Origin of the sequence: Halobacterium bonnevillei (assembly GCF_009831555.1) — an archaeon.
GTDB classification, from domain to species: domain Archaea; phylum Halobacteriota; class Halobacteria; order Halobacteriales; family Halobacteriaceae; genus Halobacterium; species Halobacterium bonnevillei.
Map to the genome: position 1 here is coordinate 1 of NZ_WUUU01000031.1, position 22,337 is coordinate 22,337.

A 22,337-nucleotide genomic window follows, 5' to 3' on the forward strand; every position below is an offset into this window, starting at 1 on the left:
GCCAGCACCGCCAGTGGGTTCGAGACGGCGCTGCCGTTGTACGCCAGCAGCGCGAGCCACAGTGCGACCTGGGCGGGCGCGAGGCCGACCAGCGCGATGGCCTTCCCGTCGACGATCTCGGGCAGCGACAGCGGCGCGACGCGGAGCAGCTCCAGCGTCCCGCGTTCGGCCTCCTCTGCGAGCGTGTCCGCCATCACGCTCCCGGAGATGAACGCCGGCAGGAACGCCAACAGCGGGAGCAAGACCGTATAAGTGAACGAGAAGTACGGGTTCGCGTCGCGCTCGGGCGGCAGGTCCAGCGGCTGGCGGGCGAACGAGTCGGCGAGGTCGGCGCGGCGGTGGCGTTCGTACTCCGAGAGCGCGTCTTTCACCTGCGAGACGACGAACGTGGTTCGGAACGACCCCTCGGGCGCCACCGCCGAGACGACCACCCTGCCAGATGGCTGCCTGGTGGCGTGCACCATCGCGTCGACGCGGCCGTCCCCGAACGCCTCCATCGCCGCGGACCGCGACTCGTAGACGACCGCGCTGCGGGCGTCGCCGCGCTGGACGACGGGCGCCAGGTCGTCCGTCGCGTTCCCGGCGACGCCGACCTCCACCTCGAAGGCGTCGCCGGTCGTCCCGGGGTCGTAGAGGGAGACGAGGCCGACGACCAGGAACGACGAGAACGCCGCGATGAACAGCTGGATGGCGAGCGCGAGCACGATGGTCTTCTCGGAGCGCAGCGACCCGAGCGTCCGCTTCGCGAGGACGAGTCTACGCAACTCCGACCACCACCGCCACGTTGTACGCGACGTGCACCAGGACCGCCAGGAGGACCGTCAGCGCGTACGCCACGCGGCCGCGGGCCGCGCCAACTGCCGAGATGCCCGCGGTCACGACGTGCAGGACGAGCGGAGCGACCAGGAGCACGCCCGGCGGCAGGCCCACGACGGACGGCGAGAACGCGAACTGCGCCACCTCGATGCCGGGCAGCCCCACCAGTTGCGTGAGCAACAGCAGTTTCTCACCGAGGAAGAACCCCGCGCCGGAGAGCGCGCCCAGGACCAGCGACGTGCGGAGCGTCCGTGGGAAGCGGCCGCGCTCGAACCCGGCGTAGACGTGGAGGCTCTTCGCGAGTTCCTCGACGAGCGCGACCGTCCCGAGCAACAGCGGGACGGACAGTTCGACGGGGGCGACGAACAGCACGGCGACGGCGAACAGTTCCGCGACGAAGACGAACGGCATGAACAGCGCCGTCCAGAGGCCGACGCGGAGCCGCGAGTCCAGGGGGGCGGCCAGCGCGTCCAGGAGTTTCGCCGGAATCGGCCGCTGCGTGAACATGTCCTCCTCGCGGTAGACGCCGGTCCCGAGGCCGAACATGACGGTGGCGGCGAGTGCGGGCGGCACCGTCGACAGCACGAACGCCCCCGCCGTCGTGCCCTCGCCCGTGATGGAGTCCACGACGACGGTGAGCGGGGAGATGGACGCGATGGGATGGACCTCCGCGAAGACAGCGGGGACGAACGCGTACGCGGTCAGCGTGACGCTGATGGTGACCGTGACGAAGGTGAGTTCCTTGTACGAGCGCGCGAGCATCGCGCCGAGGAACGTCGCCGCGAGGAACAGCGGGCCAGCGGCGCGGGCGGCCACGGCCAGCGGCCCGGCACCGACGAGCACGGCGATGCCCGCGATGAGCGCGAGCGCGCCCGCGAGGTACGGGAGCGTCTTCCCGGCGACGATGTCGGCCGGGGAGACTGGCGCGACCAGCAGCGGTTCGCCGCGACGATTGATGCGCTCGGCGAGTACACTCGACCCGTACGCCTGGATGACGACGTTCAGCGGCAGCAGGAACGCGAACGCCAGAATCAGCGACCGAAGCGGGAACGGCGGCGACAGCGACGACGGTGTGCCGGTCTGCTGCTCGCCGAGCAGGCCGCCGAGTCCGCCCTCGGGGGCCGATGGCAGGTCGCTGACGGCCTCGCTGCCATCGTCGTCGCGCTCACTATCGGGTTGCTCCGTCCCGGCAGTCCCGTCGTCTGTTCCACCATCGGTCCCGTCGCTGGTCCCGTCGCCCGTCTGGTCGCCAGTGTCGTCCGCCTGGTCGCCGGCGTCGGCCCCCGCGTCGTCGCCGGTCTGTTGGCCGGTCACGGAGACAGACTGGTCTGCGTACGTCAGCGTCACGACGACGGGGAACGCGGCGGACTGGTTGTCCTCGCCGGCCATCCGCCGGTCGTTGAACGCGACCGTCGCCGACCGGAGCGCCGCCAGCGAGGCGCGTCCCTTCGCTGAGTCCGCCCACACGAATCCGCCGTCGCCGACGAGCAGGTCGGCGTCACCCGTGCGTACGCCCGAAGACGCGGGATCCACCGCCGCGAGTGTCGCTTCGGCGGCCACAACGCCGCGGTAGTCGTCATCGTCGTCGACGCCGACCCGGTAGATGCCCTCCCCTGGGGTCGGGCCGTACGCGACGAGCGCGGGAACGAGCGCTGCGATGACGAGGAGAACGACCACGAACGCCACCGCCGTGCGGCGGTCGACGTCGCCGGCGCTTCGCGTGGTCTCCCAGCGAGCGATGCGCAGGACGCTCCGCGGGTTCATGCACCCGCCACGTCGAGGAACACGTCTTCGAGCGTCGACTCCCGGGTCCGGATGTCGACCACGCTGCCACCCGCCTCGCGGGCAGCCTCGCGCACGCCCTCGACGTCGTCCATCGACGCGACGACCGTCGCGTACCGGTCGCCCGCCGGGTCGGCGTCAGCGACCTGGACGTCTGTGAACACCCGGTACTCCACGCGCCCGTACTCGGCCTGGATGTCCGCCAGCGTCCCCGTGGCCGCGAGTTCGCCCTCCCGCATGATGGCGACGCGGTCACAGACCGACTCGACGTGATGGAGGTCGTGGGCGCTGAACACGACCGTCTTCCCGTCGTCGGCGAGCTCCCGGGTGAACTCCACGACCGTGTTCGTCGTGATCGGGTCGAGGCCGCTGGCGGGTTCGTCGTAGACGAGCACGTCCGGGTCGTTGACGAGCGAGCGCGCGATGGCGACCTTCCGCTTCATCCCCTTCGAGAAGTCCCCGACTGGACGGTCGCGGGCGTCGAGGTCGAGGCGGTCGAGCGCGGCGTCGATGCGCTCGGTGGCCGCCGCGCGGTCGACGTCGTAGAGGTCCGCGAAGAAGCGGAGGTACGAGCGCGGGGACATCTCGTCGTACAGCGGCGACTCCTCGGGCAGGAAGCCGAGCGCGCGCCGCATCTCCGGGTCGCCGGCGTCGAAGCCGTTCACCTCGATGGTGCCGGCCGACGGGTCGACGAGCCCACAGAGCATCTTCAACGTGGACGTCTTCCCGGCGCCGTTCGGCCCGACCAGACCGAACACCTCGCCCGCCTCGACGTCGAAGCTGACGCCGTCGACGGCGGTGACCGACCCGTACCGTTTCTCCAGCCCGCGCACCGAAATCATACGCGGGGGTTGGACTGCGGGCGCATAAGGAGTGGGGACGCGTCAGGACGGACCGACCCCGAAGCCGTCAGGGAGCCACCGCCGCTCGGAGCGATCGCTGGACGGTCAGCTGTCCGTCCAGCGAGGCCGACGCGTTACTCGTGGAGCGGCCGTGCCTCGGCCCGGAGGCGTTCGTAGACCCCTTCTGTCCACCTGACTGCGTCCGGCGAGTCGTTGCAAATCGCGCCCGCGATGCCGTTGTCCGCGTACACGAGCGCGCAGGCGACGGTGCGCTCGGGCTGCTCGACGAGCATGAGCGCGTACTCCAGAGTCTCCGTCGCGCTGCGCAACGTGAGGCGACCGGTGTCCAGCGAGGCCTCGACGGCGTCAGCGTGCTCGGAGACGAGTTCCTCGAGCGCGTTCGGCGCGAGCGTCAGGTCGGCGTCCATGCGGTCCTCGAGCATCCGGTCGCGGAACATCGGGACGTTCTCCTCGAGCACGACGGGCGCGAATCCCCGGACTGCTTCCGCGTCCTCGACGAGCCGCTGGTACGAGACGTACGGCCGCTGCGGGGACACCGGGTCCGGTCGCACGATGGTCGCGTCCCGCAACAGTCGCGTATCGAAGGTCGCATCCGGCGAAAGCGGTTCGAGGACGTCTCCAGCGTCGCCCACTGCGTCGATGGTGTCTACGAATTCCTCGTACGTGTCGAGCGCCAGTCGCCCTCTGAGGGTCAGCGTGACGCCATCGTTCCTGTCGACGAAGCCGTGGGACTCGAGGGCGCGCACCGCCCGGTCGACCGTCGAACGCGACACCGATACGTCGTCGACGAGTTCGCGTTTCGTCCGATGGCCGTCGCTGAGCGCGCGCAACACGTCTGCGCGCCGAACGAGGACCTCGATTGCGTCAGCGAGCGAATCAGTCATCGACCGGCCGAACCTACCAGTCACGTGGGATCGGAGATACTTAAAACAACAGTAGACTTAATGTCGCCCACCATTCTCTGGCCGTGCATTCAAGCGATAACGTCAAGGGTCCAGGGATGGCACTAAGCAATGCTGGTGTATTAACACCGGCTGTGCCTCTGACATGCTCCGCGCCGTCGGCACTTCTGCCGGCGGCCACCGGGGCAACTGGCGTACGTGATGACTACACCGACTAGCCAGCCGTGGGCCCACCCTCAGTTTACCACGTCGACGAGCGCCGGCCGGTCGTTCGACGGGTCGTTCACTTCCCGAGAGACAGGCCACGCCCTGAGGCCGACGTCACGGGGTTCCAGCAAGTCACTTGTCGTCTCCCCGGACAGCCACCGGTCAGCGTCAGCGTCCTCCAGAATCACCGCCATGCGGTGGTGGTAGTCCGCGAGGAAATCGTTGGGTTCGGTGGTCACGATTGTGAACGACCGCACGGGTTCGGGGTCGCGGCTCGGGCCGCTGCCGCCGAACTCACCGAGCCCTGTCTGGGTCTGTTCGGGCGTCCACGTCTCCCAGAGTCCTGCGAGCAGGAAGGGACGACCGCCTTCTCGGGAGACGAAATACGGTTGCTTCCCGTCGGCCGTCTCCACCCACTCGTAGAACCCGTCGACGGGGACGAGAGACCGGCGGTTCCGGTACGCGTCCGCGAACGCGCGGTTCTCCGTCAGCGACTCCGCGCGCGCGTTGATCGGGTCGGGGCCGCTCCCCGGGCCGTCCGACCACGAGGGGACCAGCCCCCAGCGAGCCACCGAGAGCGCTCGCGGTTCCTCGTCCAGAATCACCGGCAACTCCTCGGACGGCGCTGCGTTGTACGTCTCCTCGTAGTCGGCGTCCTCCAGTCCGAACTCGTCGGCGAGGTCCACAGGGTCAGTGAACAGCGCGTACCGGCCACACATACCGAATCGGATGGCGTGCAGCCCCAAAAATCAGTCCGGTAGCGCGGCCTCCAGGTCGGCAATCACGGACTCGCTCCCGACGAACGTCGGCGTCCGCTCGTGGAGGCTGTCGGGGCTGCAGTCCAAAAGCGACTGCGCGCCGTCACTGGACGCCCCGCCCGCCGTCTCGACGACGAACGCCATCGGCATCGACTCGAAGTGCGCACGCAGTTTGCCCTCGGGACGCGACTCGAGGCCGGGATACCCGAACACGCCGCCGTACGTCAACACCTGATTGACGTCAGCGATCATCGCACCGCCGTACCGCAGCTTCAGTTCGTCCTCGACCTCGCGGACGAACGACTCGAACGCCGGTGTCCAGTCCGGAACCCGGCCACCGAACCCGTACACGAGCGGGTCACCGGGGAGTTCGACCGGTCCGAGGTCAGTGCGGCCGTCGTCGTCCACCAAGTACTCCGTGACGTCGCCGTCGTGAGCCACGGTCATCGTCGTTATCGGCCCGTAGAGCACGAACCCGGCGGCGACGAGACTCCGGCCCGAGGCCGGCAGCGGGTCCTCGTAGACGCCGACGACCGTCCCGCACGGATTGTTGGACTTCACGTTCGACGACCCGTCCAGCGGGTCGACGGCGACGGCGTACCCGTCGGCCGCGTCCCCGACTGTCTCCGCGTCCTCGCGCTCCTCGCTGGCGTACCAGTTCACGCCGTCGACGGCCGCGAACCGGTCGCGCAGGAGGTCGTCGGCCCAGACGTCGGCTTCCAGTTGCTCGTCTCCGGTGACGTTCTCGGAGGCCGCCTTCGCGCGGCGCTCCGGGAGACCCGCTCGAATCTCCGGCGCGGCGTCCGCGACGACGTCGAAGACCCGTTCGACGACCATCAGATTCTATCGAGGGCTTCGTCGACGCTCGTCTCCTCGTAGATCACTGCCTCGAGGCCGTCCAGGAACGCCGCCGGGTTCTCCCGCTGCCAGACGTTCCGCCCGACCGCCAGGCCCACGGCGCCAGCGTCGATGGCACCCTTCACTTGCGTGAGGAACTCGCGGTCGCTGGTCTTCGACCCGCCGGACATCACGACCCGCGTCGCGCCCGCGGCGTCGACGGCGAACTGCATCTGTTCCGTGCTCCCCGGGTACTTCACCTTCGCAATGTCGGCGCCGAGTTCCAGCGCCTGCCGGGCCGCGTACGCGATGGTCTGCGGGTCGCGGTCGTTCTTCAGGCCCTGGCCGCGCGGGTACGACCACATCACCACGGGCAGGTCGTGCTCGCGGGCCGCCTCCTGGGCCTTGCGGAACTCCTCGGCCATCTCGATTTCGTTGTTCGACCCGCCGTACAGCGTGAACCCGACCGCGTCTGCGCCGATCTCGTTCGCGTAATCCACGGACCAGTTCACCGCGGAATCCGGCTCCCCCATCCAGAGGTTCGACGTGCCGTTGAGCTTCGCCAGCAGGTTCACGTCGTCCTCGTAGGACGGGTAGTACGCCTCGGCGACGCCCTTCTGGACTGCCATCGCGGAGACCGCGTCGTGGGTGGCGATGTCCCAGACTGCCTCCGGGTTCATCGTCTCGGGCACCGGGTCGAAGTCGACCGGGCCGTGCTCGAGGCCGTGGTCGTACGCGAGAATCAGTACCTTTCCGTCGCGAGCGATCGGAGACTCCCTGAAGGGACGCATCATCGAAACGTGCGGCGACGACGTATAAGTGTCTAACTGTCCACGAGCGCCGCAGACGCCGGTAAACCCGGAATATTGAGTACAGAGCGAGTGACTACTCTTCGTGTTCGCGGGCGCTCTCCTTCCAGGCCGCGACCAGGTCCTCGGAGATGCGCAACGAGTCAGCGACCCGCTGGACGTGGGCCGTCGCGAGACTCCGCACGGACGTGACGCCAGCGCGAGCGAGGAGTTTCGCGTCGCCGTCCGCGATCTCGTCGAGCACGGTCACCGGGGTCGGCGTCGACTGCTGACGCCAGGCCCGTTCGCTGCGTTCCAGCGCGGACTCCTCGTCGTCGCCGTTCGGCCACGACTTCGACTGCCACGCCGACTCCTCGGCCGTCACGTCGTCAGTCTCGGCGGTCCCGCCCCCGGCATCGCCCCCGCCGGGGCTCGCTGGCTGGTCGCGCCACGCTGCCTCCTCCGCGGTGGCGTCCCCGCTCCCGTCGGCGGACGCGCCGTCATCGCCGTAGCTCGCGGCCACCCACTCGCGCTCGTCGTCCTGGAGGCCGCGCACCTGTTCGGCGCGCTGGTCCAGGTCCTCGCCGCCCTCGAACGACCACTGCAGGGAGTGCTCGCGGCGGATGCGCGCCGCGACACCGGGATTCACGCCGTGGTCGACGAGCTCCGCGTGTGTGACAGCCTTGTTCTCGACGTCGCTGGCGGCCACGCCAGCGTCCTCCAGCACCGCAGCGGTCGCTGGTCCGACGAACTTCAGCGACTCCAACGCGTCCGGCTTCTCGTCGGCTGGCACGGTTGCTGAAACGAAGCCTCCGGAGGTGCTTCAGTGTTTCCACGTTTCCGGCATCCTTAGGTGGCCGCCCGACACAGCGTCGACTATGCGCGAACTCGAAGACATCGAGACCGTCGGCGTCGTCGGCGCCGGAACGATGGGCGCCGGCATCGCCCAGGTTAGCGCCACCGCGGACTACGACGTGGTGATGCGGGACATCGAGCCGGAGTTCGTCGAAGCTGGCTTCGACCGAATCGAGAGCTCTCTCGACCGACTCGTCGACAGTGGCGAGGTCGACGAATCTGAGCGGGACGCCATCCTGGACCGGATTACGGGCACGACGGACCTCTCGGACTTCTCGGAGTCCGACATCGTCGTGGAGGCGGCCGTGGAGAACATGGACGTCAAGCGGGACATCTTCGCGGAGCTCGACGGCGAGGTTCCGGACGACGTGCCGCTGGCGACGAACACGTCCACGCTCTCAATCACGACCATCGCGGCGGCGACCCACCGGGAGGACCGCATCGTCGGCCTCCACTTCATGAACCCCGTGCCGGTGATGAAGGGCGTGGAGGTCGTCGTCGGCGAGAAGACCAGGGACGACGTCGTCGACCTCGCTCACGACTTCGCGGAGGCGCTCGGCAAGGAGACCTGGGAGTCCGACGACAAACCCGGATTCGTGACGAACCGCATCCTGATGCCGTGGATCAACGAGGGGATTCGCGCGTTCGACGAGGGCGTCGCGTCGAAGGCGGACATCGACAAGGGAATGAAACTCGGCACGAACGTCCCGATGGGGCCCCTGGAGCTCGCCGACCACATCGGCCTCGACATCTGTTACGACGCCAGCGAGACGCTCCACGAGGAGCTCGGCGACCGCTACAAGCCAGCCTACCTCCTGAAGCGGAAGGTCGACGCAGGCGACCTCGGGAAGAAGACCGGGAAGGGGTTCTACGAGTACGACTGACTGGCCGGTCTCAGGCAGTCCTCGGCCAGCGAGGGGCTTGCAGGCGGCCAACGGCTCCGGTGCGCTAGGCCGCCGTTCCACATCCGAACGCACCGGTCGAGCGTTACGTCACGCGCCGGGTTGGTCCCGGCTTCCTACGTAAATACTCGCGCCGACGGCGATTGGACCCAACCCGCCGACGGAATCCGGCAGTTGTTACCAAGTAGACAGGATTGAGGTAGTGGTGTCCAAACAGGCGGGTAATGAGCGAAACTCCATCCGAGACCGACCTGCTCGTCGTCGGGTCGGGTCCCGGCGGCTACGTCGCGGCGATTCGTGGCGCCCAGTGCGGCCTCGATACCGTCCTCGTCGAACGCGGCGAACTCGGGGGCGTCTGCCTGAACCACGGCTGTATCCCCTCCAAGGCCCTCATCGAGGTGGCGCGACACGCGTCCGGGGACGACGCGACAACCGCGATGGGGCTCACCGGACGCACCGACGTCGACTACGGCGAGTTCACCGACTGGCAGGACGGCGTCGTCAACCGGCTGACGTCCGGCGTGGCGTCCCTCTGCCGGTCGAACGGCGTGACAATCGTCGAGGGAACGGCGAGTTTCGTCGACGACCACAGCGTCAGCATCGACCCGCCGGGCGCGACAGCGGACCCCGAAACCGTCGCATTCGAACACGCCATCGTCGCGACCGGAAGCCGGCCGCTGTCGATACCGGGCTTCGACTTCGACGACGATCCCGTGTTGAGCTCACGGGACGTCCTCGACCTCCCGGAACCCCCGGACCGACTCGTCGTCGTCGGCGCCGGCTACATCGGCATGGAGCTGTCGACCGCGTTCGCGAAGCTCGGGACCGACGTCCAGGTCGTCGAGGCGCTCGACGGGCCACTCCCCGGGTACCCCGACGACATTGTGGGCGTCGTCCAGGACCGCTGCGAGGACCTCGGCGTCAACTTCAGCTTCGGAGAGGCGGCCTCGGAGTGGTACCAGGACATCACGGGTGACGTGACCGTCGTCGCGGAGACGGATGACGGTGAACGACACGAGTACGCCGCAGAGTACGTCCTGGTGGCGGTTGGCCGTGAGCCCGTGACGGACGTGGTCGACCTCGACGCGACGTCCGTCGAGACGGACGAGGGCGGGTTCGTGGCGACCGACGAGTACGGCAGGACAGACGCCGAGCACGTATACGCCATCGGGGACGTGGCCGGCGAGCCGATGCTCGCGCACGCCGCCAGCCACGAGGGGATGCGTGCGGCGGAGCACGCCGCCGGCCGCGAGGTCGAGGGCGGCGAGCACCCGATTCCCGCGGTCGTGTTCACGGACCCGGAGATTGCGTCGGTCGGACTGAGCGCTGCCGACGCCGAGTCGGCCGACCGCGACGTTGTCGTCGGCAAAGTACCCTTCCGGAGCAACGGCCGGGCGCTCACCACGGGCGACGCCGCGGGGTTCGCGCGCGTCGTCGTGGACTCCGACGACGGTACCGTCCTCGGCGGTGAACTGGTCGGCCCGCACGTCTCAGAGGTGCTGGGCGAACTGACGCTGGCGGTGACCGCGGGACTCGACGTCGGCACCCTCGCGGGGACGGTCCACGCGCACCCGACGCTCTCGGAGTGCCTGATGGAGGCTGCCGCACAGACCCGCGGCGAGGCGATTCACGCGCCGAACCGGTAGTTGTGCCGGCCGGCTGAGATACGTGACTCCTGCCGAAGCGGCCTACTGTCCGGCTGTCAGACGGTCCGCTGGATGGCGCGCCGGACGTCGTCTGCGTCGGGGACGACCTCGTCCTCCTGGGAGGGCGCGAACGGAATCGGCGTGTCCGGGACGCCGACGCGCTGCACGGGGGCGTCGATGCTCCAGAACGCGTTCTCCACGACCCGAGTGACAATCTCCGCGTGCAAGCCGTAGGACAGCGGGCTCTCGTCGGCGACGACGAGCCGTCCGGTCTTCCTGAGGCTGTCCGCGAGCGTGTCCGTGTCCAGCGGGTACAGCGACCGCGGGTCGATGACTTCGACACTGGCGTCCACGTCCCGCGCCGCAGCGATTGACTCGCCGAGCAGGCGCTGGGTTGCGACGACCGTCACGTCCTCGCCGGCCTGTTCGATCGACGCCTCGCCGAGCGGGACGGTGAAGTCGTCTCCGGTCGGGACGTCGCCGTGACGCTCGTAGATGGTCTTGTTTTCGAAGAACACGACGGGGTCGTTCGAGCGGACCGCGGACTTCATCAGGCCCATCGCGGCGGCGGGCGTGCCGGGCGCGACGGCCTTCACGCCGGGGAGGTGGGCGACCAGCGTGTGGACGGTTCCCGAGTGCTGGGCGGCGGCGTTCAGTCCGGCGCCCTCGATGGCGCGGATGGTCAGCGGCACCTCGCTCGCGCCGCCGAACATGTAGCGGGTCTTCCCCGCCTGATTCATCACCTGGTCGAAGCAGACGCCGATGAAGTCAGCGAAGCTGAGATTCACGACTGGGCGCAGCCCGGTTGCGGCGGCGCCGACGCCAGACCCGATCTGCGCGGCCTCGCTGATTGGGGTGTTGCGCACGCGGTCGAACCCGAACTCGTCGTGGAGACCGGCGGTTACCTCGAAGGATCCGCCGTCCTCCTCGTCCTGTCCCATGATGAACACGTCGTCGTCGGCGAGCAGTTCCTCGCGGAGCGCCGCCCGGATCGCCTCCCGCATGCTCAGCGTTTCCGTCTCGCGGTCGGCTGTCTCGGCGCTCACAGGCCGACACCACCGTTGTCGCCGTCGGCCGCCATCCGCTCGCGGAACGCATCGATTTCGGGTGCCTCCTCGACGAACACGTCGTCGTAGGCGGCTTCGGGCGCGGGTTCGTCGGCGTTCCGCGCGAACTCGACCGCGTCGGCCATCACCGCCTTGACCTCGGTCCGGATGGCCTCGAACTCCTCGTCGGTGAGTTCGCCTGCGGCGGCAAGCCGCTCCCGGTAGTTGTCGATCGGGTCGCGGTTCTCTCGCCAGTCCTCGACTTCCTCTTGACTCCGGTAGGGCTGTTCGTCGCCCTCGAAGTGGCCCCGGTATCGATACGTCTTGGCTTCGATGAGCGTTGGGCCGTCGCCGTCCAGGGCGCGCTCGCGCGCCGCTCGCATCGTCTCGTTGACCGCTGTGACGTCCTGTCCGTCGACGATTTCGCCGGGGATCCCGTACGCCGACGCCATCTCGGCGACGTCCTCGACGTTGTGCTGTTCGTCGAACACCATCCCCTCCGAGTACTGGTTGTTCTCGACGACGAAGACCACCGGCAGCTGCCAGGTGGCCGCGAGATTGATGGCCTCGTGGACCTGGCCGGCTGCGACCGAACCGTCTCCGCAGAACGCAGTCGCCATCCAGTCGGCGTCCGACAGCTGAGCAGTGATGCCGGCGCCCGTGCCGAGCGGGACACTCGCGCCGACGATGGGCTGTGCACCGAGCATCCCCTCGTCGAGGTCGGCGACGTGCATCGAGCCGCCGCGGCCGCCGCAGTGGCCTTCGGCCTTCCCGTAGAGTTCGGCGAGCAGTCGGTCCGGTTCCAGCCCCTTCGCGAGGCTGTGTCCGTGCGCGCGGTGCGTACTCGTGATGTAGTCGTCCCGGGAGAGGGCAGTACAGACGCCGACTGCGACTGCCTCCTGACCCTGCGAGAGGTGTACGAAGCCGGGAATTTCGTTGTCCGCGAAGCGGTCCCGTACGTGGTTCTCGAACTCCCGGATGAGAACCATCGTGCGGAGGGCGGAGCGGCGCTTCTCTGGGGTGTCCAGCGTCTCAGTCATGCTATCAGGTACCAATGAGTTGGCAGGACCGAGGAAAAGTGTTGCCTAGGCGGAAACTTTCCCGCGCTGTCCGGACAGTTCCGGAGGGTAATCGCTCTCACCAGGAGCCGGGCGAGTCGATCCGTGCCCGCGGCTGCCACTCGAGAGTCGCGATCCGCGCGAGAAGAGGGCGTCAGTCCCTGATCAGTTTGCCGCGGGTCGAATACATCCCACCGTCGACGACGAGGGACGTCCCGGTCACGAAGTCCGCGAGGTCGCTGGCGAGGTAGACGGCAGCGTCGGCAACGTCCTCGGGCTCGCCCATTCGTCCGCGCGGCACGTTCGCCACGAACGGGTTCTCGTCTTCCCCGTCGGTGCCGAGGTCCTCGCGCATCAGTTCGGTGTCCGTCGGTCCGGGATGAATGGCGTTCACGCGGATGTCCATGTGACCGAGCGCGTCGGCCAGCGAGTACGTCATGAGGCGGACCGCGCCCTTCGACATCGAGTACGTCACGTAGTCTCCGGTGCCTTCGAGGCCCGCGATGCTGGACATGTTGATGATGACGCCGCCGCCGGTCATCGCCCGGGCGGCGCGCTGGGACCCGAAGAACGCGCCTTTCGCGTTCACGTCCATCACTGCGTCGTACTCGTCCTCCGTGACCTCGAGGACGTCCTCGACGTTCACGACACCGGCGTTGTTCACCATGATGTCGAGGCCGCCGAAGGCGTCCGCGGCGGCGATGGCCGCGTCGAGGTCGTCGGGTTTGGTTACGTCGCACTCCACGAACGTGGCGTCCGCATCGGTCTCATCGGCGATTACCTCGTGCGTCGGAGCGCCGTCCTCGCGCGGCGCCTCCGCGACGTCCGCGACGACGACGTCCGCACCCTCCTCGGCGAACCGCCGGGCGATTGCTCGCCCGATCCCGCTGGAGGCGCCGGTGGCGACCGCGACCGACTCCGCGAGAAGATCTGACATCTTGGGTTCGAGTCGACCAGCGACTGCCAAAAAAGTACGTTCACCGTCAATCGCCGATGGGCTCGGCTGTGCACCTTCCGCGTCGCGGTCGTCGAGGTGCCGTTACCCATCGACCAGGTCGGGCGCGTCGGCGAGGTACGCGTCCAGCGTCTCGAGGAACCGCGCGGCATCCGCGCCGTCGACGACCCGATGGTCGAACGAGAGGCTGAAAGTCACGTGCCGGTGGAACGAGATCCCGTTCGACACCTGCACGGCGCGCTCGGTGACCCGGTTCACGCCGAGAATCGCGACCTCCGGCGGATTGATGACCGGCGTGAACGAGTCGCTGCCGAACACACCGAGGTTCGACACCGTGAACGTCCCGCCGGCGAGATCGTCGCTCGTGTACTCGCCCTCGAGGACGCGGTCGGTGACTCGGTCCCGGGCGGCGCCGATCTCCGCGATCGACTTCCCGCCAACGTCCGGCACAACGGGCGTTACGAGGCCACCGTCGAGGTCCACCGCAACGCCGACGTTGTGCTCCTCGTAGATCGTGTGCGTCTCGTCGTCGGCGTCGTAGGTCGCGTTGAACTCCGGGTGGTCGGAAAGCGTCTCGGAGACGCAACGCAGAACCACGTCCGTTAGCGATGCGTCCGCGGCGTTCTTCGCGTCGAAGGCCGGTTCCACGTCGACCTCGCGGTCGACCGTGACGTGAACGGCTTCCCGGTAGCTCTGCCCGAGCCGCTCGGCGATGGTCGACCGCATCCGCGAGAGTCCGCGCTCCTCGCGGACGGTTCGCGTTGCCGCGTCCCCGACTTCGGCGGCCGCGGACTCGACGTCGCTGGCGGTGATTCCACCCCGCGGTCCCGTTCCAGTCACCGTTTCCAGGGCCACCCCGCGTTCGGCAGCGGTCCGCTTGGCTTTCGGGGTGGCCTTCACGTCGCCGGTTTCGGTTCTGGCCGCCGCCACGTCGCCCTCGCCCTCCTCCGCCTCGCCGACGCTCGCGACGGCGGATTCGCGCGGTTCACTGTCGGTTCCGCCGACGGACCCGTCGGCGTCGTCTCCTTGCACGTCCGCGGTGTCTGCGCCCCCGTCCGCGGCGTCTGTGTCTACCTCCGCTTCGAGGTCGGCGATGTCCTCGTCGGGCCCGGCCACGATACCCATCGCAGCGCCCGGTGGCGCCTCGTCATCGACCTCCAAGTAGACGGTTCGGAGGACACCGTCCTCCCTGGCGGCGACCTCGGCGACCGACTTCTCGGACTCGATCTCCGCGAGGACGTCGTCTGCTTCGACGCTGTCACCTGCGGAGACGTGCCACTCGACGACCTCGCCGACCTCCATCTCGACTCCGAGCTTCGGCATCCGGACAATGTAGCTCATTGACACGTGTTCTCGCGGACACCTACAAAAAGACTCGCCAAACCTCGGTACCTGGCACCAAAACACAGTATTTTGTAGTGGCAGGCTGGCGGCGTGGACGAACCCTCCGCGTCCCGGCCGCGACAGTCGCGGCGGACGGGACGGGCATCGAGAGCGTCTACAGGACGAGCGAGTGGTGCAAATAGCGGTTCAAGGCGACGGCCGAGGACGTGCGAACCGAACCCGAATCCGGACTGACGCTCGGGACACCCCTCGATAGTCGGCCGAACAATCCCGTCCGGGCGGTTCCTGACGAGCGGGCGGAGTCTGAGGACGCACATTGAATAGCCCGGGAGCTAGTTCGTGGGCCATGTTCACACGAATCCACCACGTCGCGTTCCTGGTCGGTGACCTCGACGAAGCCACCGCACAGTTCGAGTCCCGGTACGGCGTCGAGGAACTGGCAAGGCGAGAGATGACCGGCGAATTCGAACTCGCGGTCGCACTTTACCCCGTCGGTGAGAGCCTCGTCGAACTAATTACTCCCACGTCGGAGTCCGGGTGGGTGTACGAGACGTACCACGAACAGGGGCCGGGCCTGTTCCACGTCGCCTTCGCCGTCGACGACATCCACGAGCGGATGGCGGAACTGCGGGCCGCGGGCGTCACCTTCGAATCCGAGGTGCCCCAGGAAGGCCTGGACTGGCTCGTCGCAACGCTGGATCCCGCGGACACCATATTCCCGATGCAGTTGGTAGAGGACGAGAAGACCCCGACGGAACGCATCGAGGCGTTCAGAACGTCCGGGGAATAAACAGCGTTATCTGGGGCACGTAGGTGATGATGAGCAGCGCCACGATGAGAATCACGTAGTACAGCTTCGTCCGACTGAACACGTCGGCGACTGGCACTCCCGATATCTCGGCGGACAGGTAGACCGACAGCCCGAGCGGCGGCGTCAGTAACCCAAGCATCAGGTTGAACACCATGATGACGCCGATGTGGATGGGGTCGACGCCGGCCTGCGCGAGCGTCGGTTCCACGATTGGGGTCATCATCACGAGCGCCGCGATGGGGTCGAGGAATAGCCCGATGAACAGCAACACGGCGTTCACGAGCAACAACAACACGATCTTGTTCGAGGAGATGGAGAACATCGCGTCCGCGAACATCGTGTCGACGCCCTCAACGGACAGCACGAAACTGAACACGCTCGCGGCCGCGACGATGATGACGATAGAGCCGCTGGTCTTCGCAGTTTCGACGGCAGCGTCCCAGACGTACCGGAAGTCGACGATGCGGTAGACGAGCGTGTTCACGAGCAGGATGTACGCGACGGTCACGCCGGCCGCCTCCGTCGGACTGAACACGCCGGCCAGCATCCCGGCGACGAGCACGACGGGCGTGAGCAGCGCCGGGAGCGCGTAGACGAACGTACGAGCGACGTTGCCCAGGGACGCGCGCTTGTCATTGCTCGGGAGGTCCCGTGCCTTCGCGATGTAGACCGTCCCGACCATCAGCGCTGCAACTGTGAGCAGCGCGGGGAGCGCACCGGCCAACAGCAGCGAGAGCACCGACACCTCTGCGATGATGCCGAAAATGATGAGGGGGATGCTCGGCGGGAAGATGGGGCCGACCGTCGCCGACGCGCTGGTCAGCGCGGCCGAGAAGTCGGCGTCGTAGTCCGCGTCGACCATCGACTTGATGAGGACGCGACCGACGCCGCCGATGTCCGCGAGCGCGGACCCCGAAATGCCCGCGAAAATGAGGCTCGTCACGATGTTCACCTGCGCCAGCCCGCCCTGATAGTGCCCGACGAGGCTGTCCGCGAAGTTGAATATGTTCTCCGTGATGTCGCCGTGGTTCATCAGCGACCCGACGTAGATGAACAGGGGGATGGCGAGGAACGTGAACGAGTCCAGTTCCCGCATCATGTTGGTCGCCGAGAATATCACGGGCTGGCCCTCGGCGAAGCTGTACAGCAGCGCGGGCGCCAGCAGTGCGATCCAGACGGGGACGCGTAGCAACGCGAGTACGACGAACATCGCGATGACGATGAGTCCGAGCGCCCCCATCTACGCGCGCACCTCCTGGACGTCGATGACGATTCGGCGCACGAGGACCGCGATGAGGAACCCGAGGCCGACGATGGGCGCGAGGTAGTACAGCGGAATCGGGATGTCGATGACCGGCGACGTCGAGTCCGCGAATCGCTGGATTGCCTGCACGGACCCGAAGAAGACAACGGCGGTCGCCCACAGCGTCACCAGCGACACGAGGATGTCGTGGATCGGCTGCCAGCGCTCCGGGATGCGTCGCGAGAGGTAGTCAATCTCGATGTGGCCGTCGTCGAGCGCGAGCCCGCCGACGACGAGGAACGCCAACCAGACCTCCAGCAGCTGGGCGACAATCTGGAGGCCGCTGAACCCCAAGCCGAGGTTTCGGGACAGGACCCGGGCAATCATCAGGGCGAGAATCGCGAGGAGGGATAGCGCGGCCAGCCCGTAAAACAAGCTCGCCACGCGGTCGAACCAGAGCCGGGACGCAGTCATGTTAGGCCGGGTAGCCGTCTCCGTGGAGCTGTTCGATGGTGTCGATGAGGTCAGGGAACTGGTCGCGGACGCGGGAGCGTGCTCCGCTGCGGAACGCGTCCATCTCGAGGTCTTCTGGCGGAACGATAGTCAGGCCGTTGTCCCGCATGAACGACCGGTGGTCGGCGAGGTTGTCCTGGAGAGTCTCCGTGGCACGCGGCTGAATCTCGCGCACACCGTCGTAGAGTGCTTGCTGTTCGCTGTCCGAGAGGTCCTGGAAGATACCCTCGTTGATGATGATTGCGAGAGGCGAGTGCATGTGGTTCGTCTCCAGGATGTAGTTCTGGTTCTCCCAGATGCCCGACGACCGGATGATGTTGTACGGGTTCTCCTGACCCTGGATGCTGCCGGTCGCCAGCGCCTGCGGGACCTCCGAGAAGTCGATGTTCGTCGTCTCCGCACCGAGGCCTTTCAGGGCCTCCGAATACATCCCGATGGGTACGGCGCGCATCGTATACTCGCTGAGCTCGTCGGGGTTGCGCGGCGGTTCGTCGCTGACGTTGAGGGTGACTCGACGGGTACCCTGGACGACGGCGCCGAGCGACCGGATGTCGGTCTCCTCGACGAGGTCCTCGATGACCTGCTGGGCGATTTCGGAGTCCTGGGGGTCGGTCTTCTCGTAGATGTCCTCGTAGGGGTTGTCGGGGTCGTAGAGGTACGGGGCGTCGAACACCTGTGCCGGCTGGTACTGGGTGCCCGTGAGCGCGTACGGGATGACGTACATGTCCAACGAACCCGAGGAGACGTTCTCGATGGATTCGATCTGTCCACCGAGTTCGCTGTTCCGGTACGCCTCAATCTCGACGGACCCGCCCGTCTCATCGGACACGTACTCGTTGAGCCACGCTGCGGCGTCCCCGTGTACAGACCCCTCTGCCGCCGGCGAGTTGGCCTGCAGTGTCGTCGTGCTTCCCCCGCCCAGGATGCTGCTGCACCCGGCGAGGACGCCGAGGCCGGTCGTTGCGATTCCGGCCTTCAGATAGCTTCGCCGCGAAATGCCACCAAGATTGTCATCATTTGCCATGACTGTGAACCACAGGTGTACCAATATTAATGTTCGTATTCAAGACAATCTTGTTTACATATCTATAATACATAAAGGCAGAAAACTTTCCAATGGATTCTGACGTGGAACAATAGCCAAAAGAGTGGTTTCGTCGTTGAATTCGCGCCGCAACGGCGGCAAAAGGTCCGGAAAACCCGACCGAGAACCACTGCGACGTCAGAACGCGGCCCGGGCCCTGGCTCATCCGAACAGCGCCACGAGCGAAAACAGCGTCACGATAGATGCCACCGTTGACGCGAACACGTTCAGGGACGCGAACTCGGTGTCGCCGCCGAGTTCGCCCGCGAACACGAACGTCGACACCGCTGTCGGCGTACCCAGCATCACCACGCTCGCGGTGACAGTCGCCGCGTCGGCAGCTAGCGCCCGGAACACGACCCACGTCAACGCCGGCATGAACACGACTTTCAGGACGACCACCATCCCAGTCCCCCACGCATCGAACGACGGCACCCCCACGTCTAGGGACGCCCCCACGCAGAGCAGCGCCGTTGGCAACGCGAGGGACCCGAGCGCGTCCAGGCCGCCCGCAATCCCAGGAGGAACGCCGACGCTCGACACGCTGACCACGACCCCGGCTACCAGCGAGAGCAACACGGGGTTCGCCGCGAGTTTGGCGACCTCGCGGCGGAACGGCACGTCTGCCTGGTTCACGCTCACGAATACGCCCACCGTGAGCGGAACCTGTACCAGCGATACCACGCCGAGTATTACGCCGGCAACGGCCGTCACCCCCGCTTCGAACGTCGCCGCAATCAACGGGAATCCAAGGTAGCCGATGTTCGAGTGGTAGGACTGTACGACGGCGACGCTCTGTCGGTCGCGCTCACCACGCCGCCGGAAGAACGCCCACGCGAGGCCGGCCGTCGACAGTAACACGAACACGTGCCCGCCGACGAGCGCTGGCGTCACCACCGCCACCATCGACTGGTCGTACGTCGAGACGAAGATGAGCGCCGGGAGTGCGACCCAGTACGCGAACGCATTCAGTCGCTCACTCCGGGTTCGATCGAGGACGTTGCCCGCTCGAAGAGCCGTTCCGGCTAGTAGCAACGCCAGGAGACCGAGCAGCCGACCGACGAGCTCCATGCGTCCCGCAGACCGTACAACTGGTTGGGTGTTTGGATAGTTCCAAATATTTTCCACGCACCGGTAGCGGCGACCACTGAAACGGGCCACAACGCCGGCGAGAATCGCTCCGAAAACGGGGAACCCGTTACAACCAATCCGTCCTGTTGGATCACACAGCTGGCGCCGGTGACCGAAGTGCGCGGGTCAGCAAGGGCCGTTACAGGTGCGATTGCGGAGCCCGAGACCCACAGTCGCTCGGTCCCCGTGGGCTTACAGGCGGCCAACCGCTGCCCGCGCGTGCGGCCGCCGTTCCACATCCGAACGCACCGGGCGAACGTTACGTCACGCGCCGGGTTGGTCCCGTCCTCCTACTTGAACCTACACAGACAGCGGTGACGCTACCACCCGAGAAGCCGACATTCAAGCATCCGCGAGCCGAGCGGTCTGAAAGACCCGAGCCGAGCGGTTCGCCTCGCGAGTAAGCGACGCGCGGCACGAAGCGTTCGAAAATCGCGGACCGATTTTCACAGCTCATCAGAACCGCAGCGCGGTTGCGAGGACGCCGCGATTTGCGCGAACGGGCAGCGTATCGACCCGTGAGCCTAGCGAGCGAACGCGGGCCGACGAGCGACCGCAGGGAGCGAGGCGTGCTTTTGGCCGAGCATTCGCCGAGGCGCGGATACGACGCGCCGCAGAGCAAACGGTCGCTCAGAACGAGTTCTTGAGTTTCTCGAAGAACCCCTGGTCGACGTCGATTTCTTCGCCGCCGGCTTCGGCGAACGCTTCGAGGGCGTCGCGTTGTTCCTCGCTGAGGGATTCCGGGGTGACGACCTGGACGGTGACGTAGAGGTCGCCGTGGCCGCTGCGGCGGAGGCGGGGCATGCCTTTGCCGCGGAGGCGGAAGGTTTCGCCGCTCTGGGTGCCGGCGTCGAGGGTGAAGGTGGCGCCGCCGTCGAGCGTGGGGACTTCGACTTCGTCGCCGAACACTGCCTGGGGGAAAGAGACGGCGTGGCGGTGGTGGAGGTCGTCGCCTTCGCGTTCGAAGTCCGGATGGTCTTCGACCTCGACTTCGACGAGGAGGTCGCCGTTGCGGGCGCCGCGCTCGCCGGGCGCGCCTTCGCCGTCCATGCGCAGGGTCTGGCCGGAGCGGATTCCCTCGGGGATGTCGACAGTGAGGGTGGCTTGTTCGCGGACCTGGCCCTGGCCGCTGCAAGTGGCACAGGTCTCGGAGTGGAGTTCGCCGTCGCCGCCGCACCGCGAACACTGCTGGGTCTGCTGGACGCGGCCGAGTGGCGTCTGCCGGACCTGGGTCACCTGTCCCTGGCCGTCACACTGCGGGCACGTGCGGACGTCCGCGTCCTCGGGGTAGCCCGCGCCGTCGCAGTCCGGGCAGCGTTCGGGTCGGCGAACGGTGACCTGTTTCTGGACGCCGTCGTAGGCTTCCTGGAGAGAGATAGTGAGGCGGGTGCGGAGGTCGCGGCCCTGCTGTGGGCCCTGCTGGCCGCGGCCGCCGCCGCCGAAGAACTGATCGAAGATGTCGCCCATGCCGCCGCCTCCGCCCCCGAACCGGGCCGCCGCCCATGCCGCCGGCGCCGCCGCCCGCGCCGCCGCGCTTCTCGGCTTCCGTGTAGCGTTCGTGGCCGAGCTGGTCGTAGCGCTGTCGTTTCTCCTCGTCAGTGAGGACGTCCTTGGCGTTCTGGATCTTGTTGAACTTCTCTTCGGCGTCCGGGTCGTCGCTGACGTCCGGGTGGTACTCCGAGACCTTCTCGCGGTACGCCCGCTTGATTTCGTCTTCGGTGGCGTCCCTGGAGACGCCGAGTACGTCGTAGAAGTCCTCGCTCATTCGTTGTGGGTATGTATCCCGTTGAGACACTTGAAACGCCCGCTTGCCGGCGTTGCGCGGTCGACGCGCAGAATCTCGTCGATTCCCCCGGATACGGGCCGGTTACGAGGCGCCGTCTTCGCCGGTTAGTTCGTCCTGGTGGACCCGGTAGATGGTGACTTCGTCGTTCTCGTAGATGCGTTCGATGCCGGGGTCCCCGGAGATGTCCGTGGCGCCGAACTCCCCTCGCTCGAGTGGCCCGACCCAGACGTACTCGACGTCGTGTTTTTCGAGGAGAACCGCCCGCGAGCGCGCGTCCTCGGTCTGGTAGATGATGTCGACGTCACTGACCCGCGTGTAGTACATTTCGTCTTCGCGGTAGCCGGTCTCGTGGAACCACCCGGCGACCGTCGGCAAGCCGGTGAGCGTGGACACGGGGTTCTCCCAGCCGCGGTTCAGCCCCGGTTTTTCGACGAACGTCGGCGTCCCGGTTTCGCGTTCCATCCAGAGGACGGACTGCGTGGTGCTGACCTCGCTCTCGAAGTAGTCCATCGCCGCCAGCTCCTCGGGGTGCGCGTCACGGTGGTCCTGGTAGCCGTTCAGCGACGGTTGTTCGCCCTCGCGGTACGGTTCGACGACGTCCCCCGCGACGACGAGCGCGCCGAACAGTGACGACGACACCACGACGAACGCGAGGACGACAGCGACAATGCCGGTGGACAATGCAGGTCCCGAGGAATCACGGAGAGTGCCGCGTGAGAGCCCCGGCACTGCGTCTCGGACGTCCGCGAGGAGCACTGCCGCGACGGGGCCGGCGGCGAGCCCGGCGAACACCCACCCCTGGATGGCGACCTTGAGGGTCGTGTTCCAGCGCACCATCTCGGAGGGGTGGACCTTCGCGTGGACGAGTTCCATGGACAGAATCAGGCCGACGCCCGCCACGACGAGCGTCGTCTCGAAGCCGGCGGACTGCCGGGAGCGCATCGTGATCCACGCGGCGGCGACGACCGGCAGAAGAACGGCGATGCCGCCGAGGTCGCCGAGGCCGCGGG

The 22,337-nt window shown here is 67.3% G+C and carries 20 protein-coding genes and 1 pseudogene; 3 read left to right on the plus strand and 18 right to left on the minus strand.

Annotated elements, in window-relative coordinates; genetic code table 11:
* The 8 genes from GRX66_RS05985 to GRX66_RS06020 form a co-directional block, all read right to left on the minus strand.
* A partial coding sequence (locus GRX66_RS05985; RefSeq protein WP_233745338.1) for an ABC transporter permease occupies positions 1–764 on the minus strand: 764 nt, incomplete at its 3' end.
* Positions 757–2,580 carry a PrsW family intramembrane metalloprotease gene (locus GRX66_RS05990; protein ID WP_159525729.1) on the minus strand — a complete coding sequence of 608 codons (1,824 nt, stop codon included), beginning with the start codon at positions 2,578–2,580 and terminating at the stop codon, positions 757–759. The genes GRX66_RS05985 and GRX66_RS05990, both read right to left, overlap by 8 nt.
* Positions 2,577–3,440, minus strand: coding sequence for an ABC transporter ATP-binding protein (locus GRX66_RS05995; RefSeq protein ID WP_159525730.1), 864 nt, complete (start codon positions 3,438–3,440; stop codon positions 2,577–2,579). The genes GRX66_RS05990 and GRX66_RS05995 overlap by 4 nt, the downstream gene beginning before the upstream one ends.
* Positions 3,441–3,574: 134 nt before the next feature.
* Positions 3,575–4,345 carry a helix-turn-helix transcriptional regulator gene (locus tag GRX66_RS06000; RefSeq protein ID WP_159525731.1) on the minus strand — a complete coding sequence of 257 codons (771 nt, stop codon included), beginning with the start codon at positions 4,343–4,345 and terminating at the stop codon, positions 3,575–3,577.
* 254 nt (positions 4,346–4,599) lie between these two features.
* The gene (locus GRX66_RS06005; RefSeq protein WP_159525732.1) at positions 4,600–5,289 is read right to left on the minus strand and encodes an SOS response-associated peptidase; all 690 of its coding nucleotides are present in this window, start codon (positions 5,287–5,289) and stop codon (positions 4,600–4,602) included.
* A gap of 30 nt (positions 5,290–5,319) precedes the next feature.
* The gene (locus GRX66_RS06010) at positions 5,320–6,165 is read right to left on the minus strand and encodes a class 1 fructose-bisphosphatase (protein ID WP_159525733.1); all 846 of its coding nucleotides are present in this window, start codon (positions 6,163–6,165) and stop codon (positions 5,320–5,322) included.
* Entirely contained in the window at positions 6,165–6,956 is a 792-nt protein-coding gene (locus tag GRX66_RS06015; protein WP_159525734.1) for a class I fructose-bisphosphate aldolase, read from the minus strand. Before GRX66_RS06015 ends, GRX66_RS06010 begins: the two co-directional genes overlap by 1 nt.
* 94 nt (positions 6,957–7,050) lie before the next feature.
* Positions 7,051–7,746, minus strand: a complete 696-nt coding sequence (locus GRX66_RS06020; protein ID WP_325063982.1) for a DUF7409 domain-containing protein — start codon at positions 7,744–7,746, stop codon at positions 7,051–7,053.
* A gap of 85 nt (positions 7,747–7,831) precedes the next feature.
* On the opposite strand from GRX66_RS06020, the gene GRX66_RS06025 reads away from it, so the two are divergent.
* Both GRX66_RS06025 and lpdA read left to right on the plus strand, forming a co-directional pair.
* On the plus strand, positions 7,832–8,692 hold the full coding sequence (locus GRX66_RS06025) for a 3-hydroxyacyl-CoA dehydrogenase family protein (RefSeq protein ID WP_159525735.1): 861 nt from the start codon (positions 7,832–7,834) through the stop codon (positions 8,690–8,692).
* Positions 8,693–8,934: 242 nt separating this feature from the next.
* Positions 8,935–10,356, plus strand: a complete 1,422-nt coding sequence (lpdA, locus tag GRX66_RS06030) for a dihydrolipoyl dehydrogenase (protein ID WP_159525736.1) — start codon at positions 8,935–8,937, stop codon at positions 10,354–10,356.
* Between the two features lie 56 nt (positions 10,357–10,412).
* On the opposite strand, the gene GRX66_RS06035 is transcribed toward lpdA, so the two are convergent.
* The 4 genes from GRX66_RS06035 to GRX66_RS06050 form a co-directional block, all read right to left on the minus strand.
* Positions 10,413–11,402 (minus strand): alpha-ketoacid dehydrogenase subunit beta, encoded by a 990-nt coding sequence (locus GRX66_RS06035; RefSeq protein WP_325063983.1) that lies wholly within the window; start codon positions 11,400–11,402, stop codon positions 10,413–10,415.
* Positions 11,399–12,442 (minus strand): thiamine pyrophosphate-dependent dehydrogenase E1 component subunit alpha, encoded by a 1,044-nt coding sequence (locus tag GRX66_RS06040; RefSeq protein WP_159525737.1) that lies wholly within the window; start codon positions 12,440–12,442, stop codon positions 11,399–11,401. The genes GRX66_RS06035 and GRX66_RS06040 overlap by 4 nt, the downstream gene beginning before the upstream one ends.
* A 172-nt stretch (positions 12,443–12,614) precedes the next feature.
* Complete coding sequence (locus GRX66_RS06045) at positions 12,615–13,397, minus strand: SDR family oxidoreductase (RefSeq protein WP_159525738.1); 783 nt, start codon at positions 13,395–13,397, stop codon at positions 12,615–12,617.
* Between the two features lie 102 nt (positions 13,398–13,499).
* The gene (locus GRX66_RS06050; RefSeq protein ID WP_159525739.1) at positions 13,500–14,756 is read right to left on the minus strand and encodes a dihydrolipoamide acetyltransferase family protein; all 1,257 of its coding nucleotides are present in this window, start codon (positions 14,754–14,756) and stop codon (positions 13,500–13,502) included.
* Positions 14,757–15,105: 349 nt separating this feature from the next.
* On the opposite strand from GRX66_RS06050, the gene GRX66_RS06055 reads away from it, so the two are divergent.
* Positions 15,106–15,549 (plus strand): VOC family protein, encoded by a 444-nt coding sequence (locus tag GRX66_RS06055; RefSeq protein ID WP_159525740.1) that lies wholly within the window; start codon positions 15,106–15,108, stop codon positions 15,547–15,549.
* On the opposite strand, the gene GRX66_RS06060 is transcribed toward GRX66_RS06055, so the two are convergent.
* The 6 genes and pseudogenes from GRX66_RS06060 to GRX66_RS06085 all read right to left on the minus strand — a co-directional run.
* The gene (locus GRX66_RS06060; protein ID WP_159525741.1) at positions 15,530–16,810 is read right to left on the minus strand and encodes a TRAP transporter large permease; all 1,281 of its coding nucleotides are present in this window, start codon (positions 16,808–16,810) and stop codon (positions 15,530–15,532) included. The genes GRX66_RS06055 and GRX66_RS06060 overlap by 20 nt on opposite strands.
* Entirely contained in the window at positions 16,811–17,287 is a 477-nt protein-coding gene (locus GRX66_RS06065) for a TRAP transporter small permease (protein ID WP_159525742.1), read from the minus strand.
* A gap of 1 nt (position 17,288) precedes the next feature.
* The gene (dctP, locus tag GRX66_RS06070) at positions 17,289–18,350 is read right to left on the minus strand and encodes a TRAP transporter substrate-binding protein DctP (RefSeq protein ID WP_159525743.1); all 1,062 of its coding nucleotides are present in this window, start codon (positions 18,348–18,350) and stop codon (positions 17,289–17,291) included.
* Between the two features lie 222 nt (positions 18,351–18,572).
* Positions 18,573–19,481, minus strand: a complete 909-nt coding sequence (locus GRX66_RS06075) for an AEC family transporter (protein ID WP_159525744.1) — start codon at positions 19,479–19,481, stop codon at positions 18,573–18,575.
* Positions 19,482–20,171: 690 nt separating this feature from the next.
* Positions 20,172–21,306 (minus strand): annotated as a pseudogene (dnaJ, locus tag GRX66_RS06080) (molecular chaperone DnaJ).
* A gap of 102 nt (positions 21,307–21,408) precedes the next feature.
* Positions 21,409–22,337: DUF2298 domain-containing protein (locus GRX66_RS06085; RefSeq protein ID WP_233745339.1), on the minus strand; the 929-nt coding region annotated here is incomplete at its 5' end.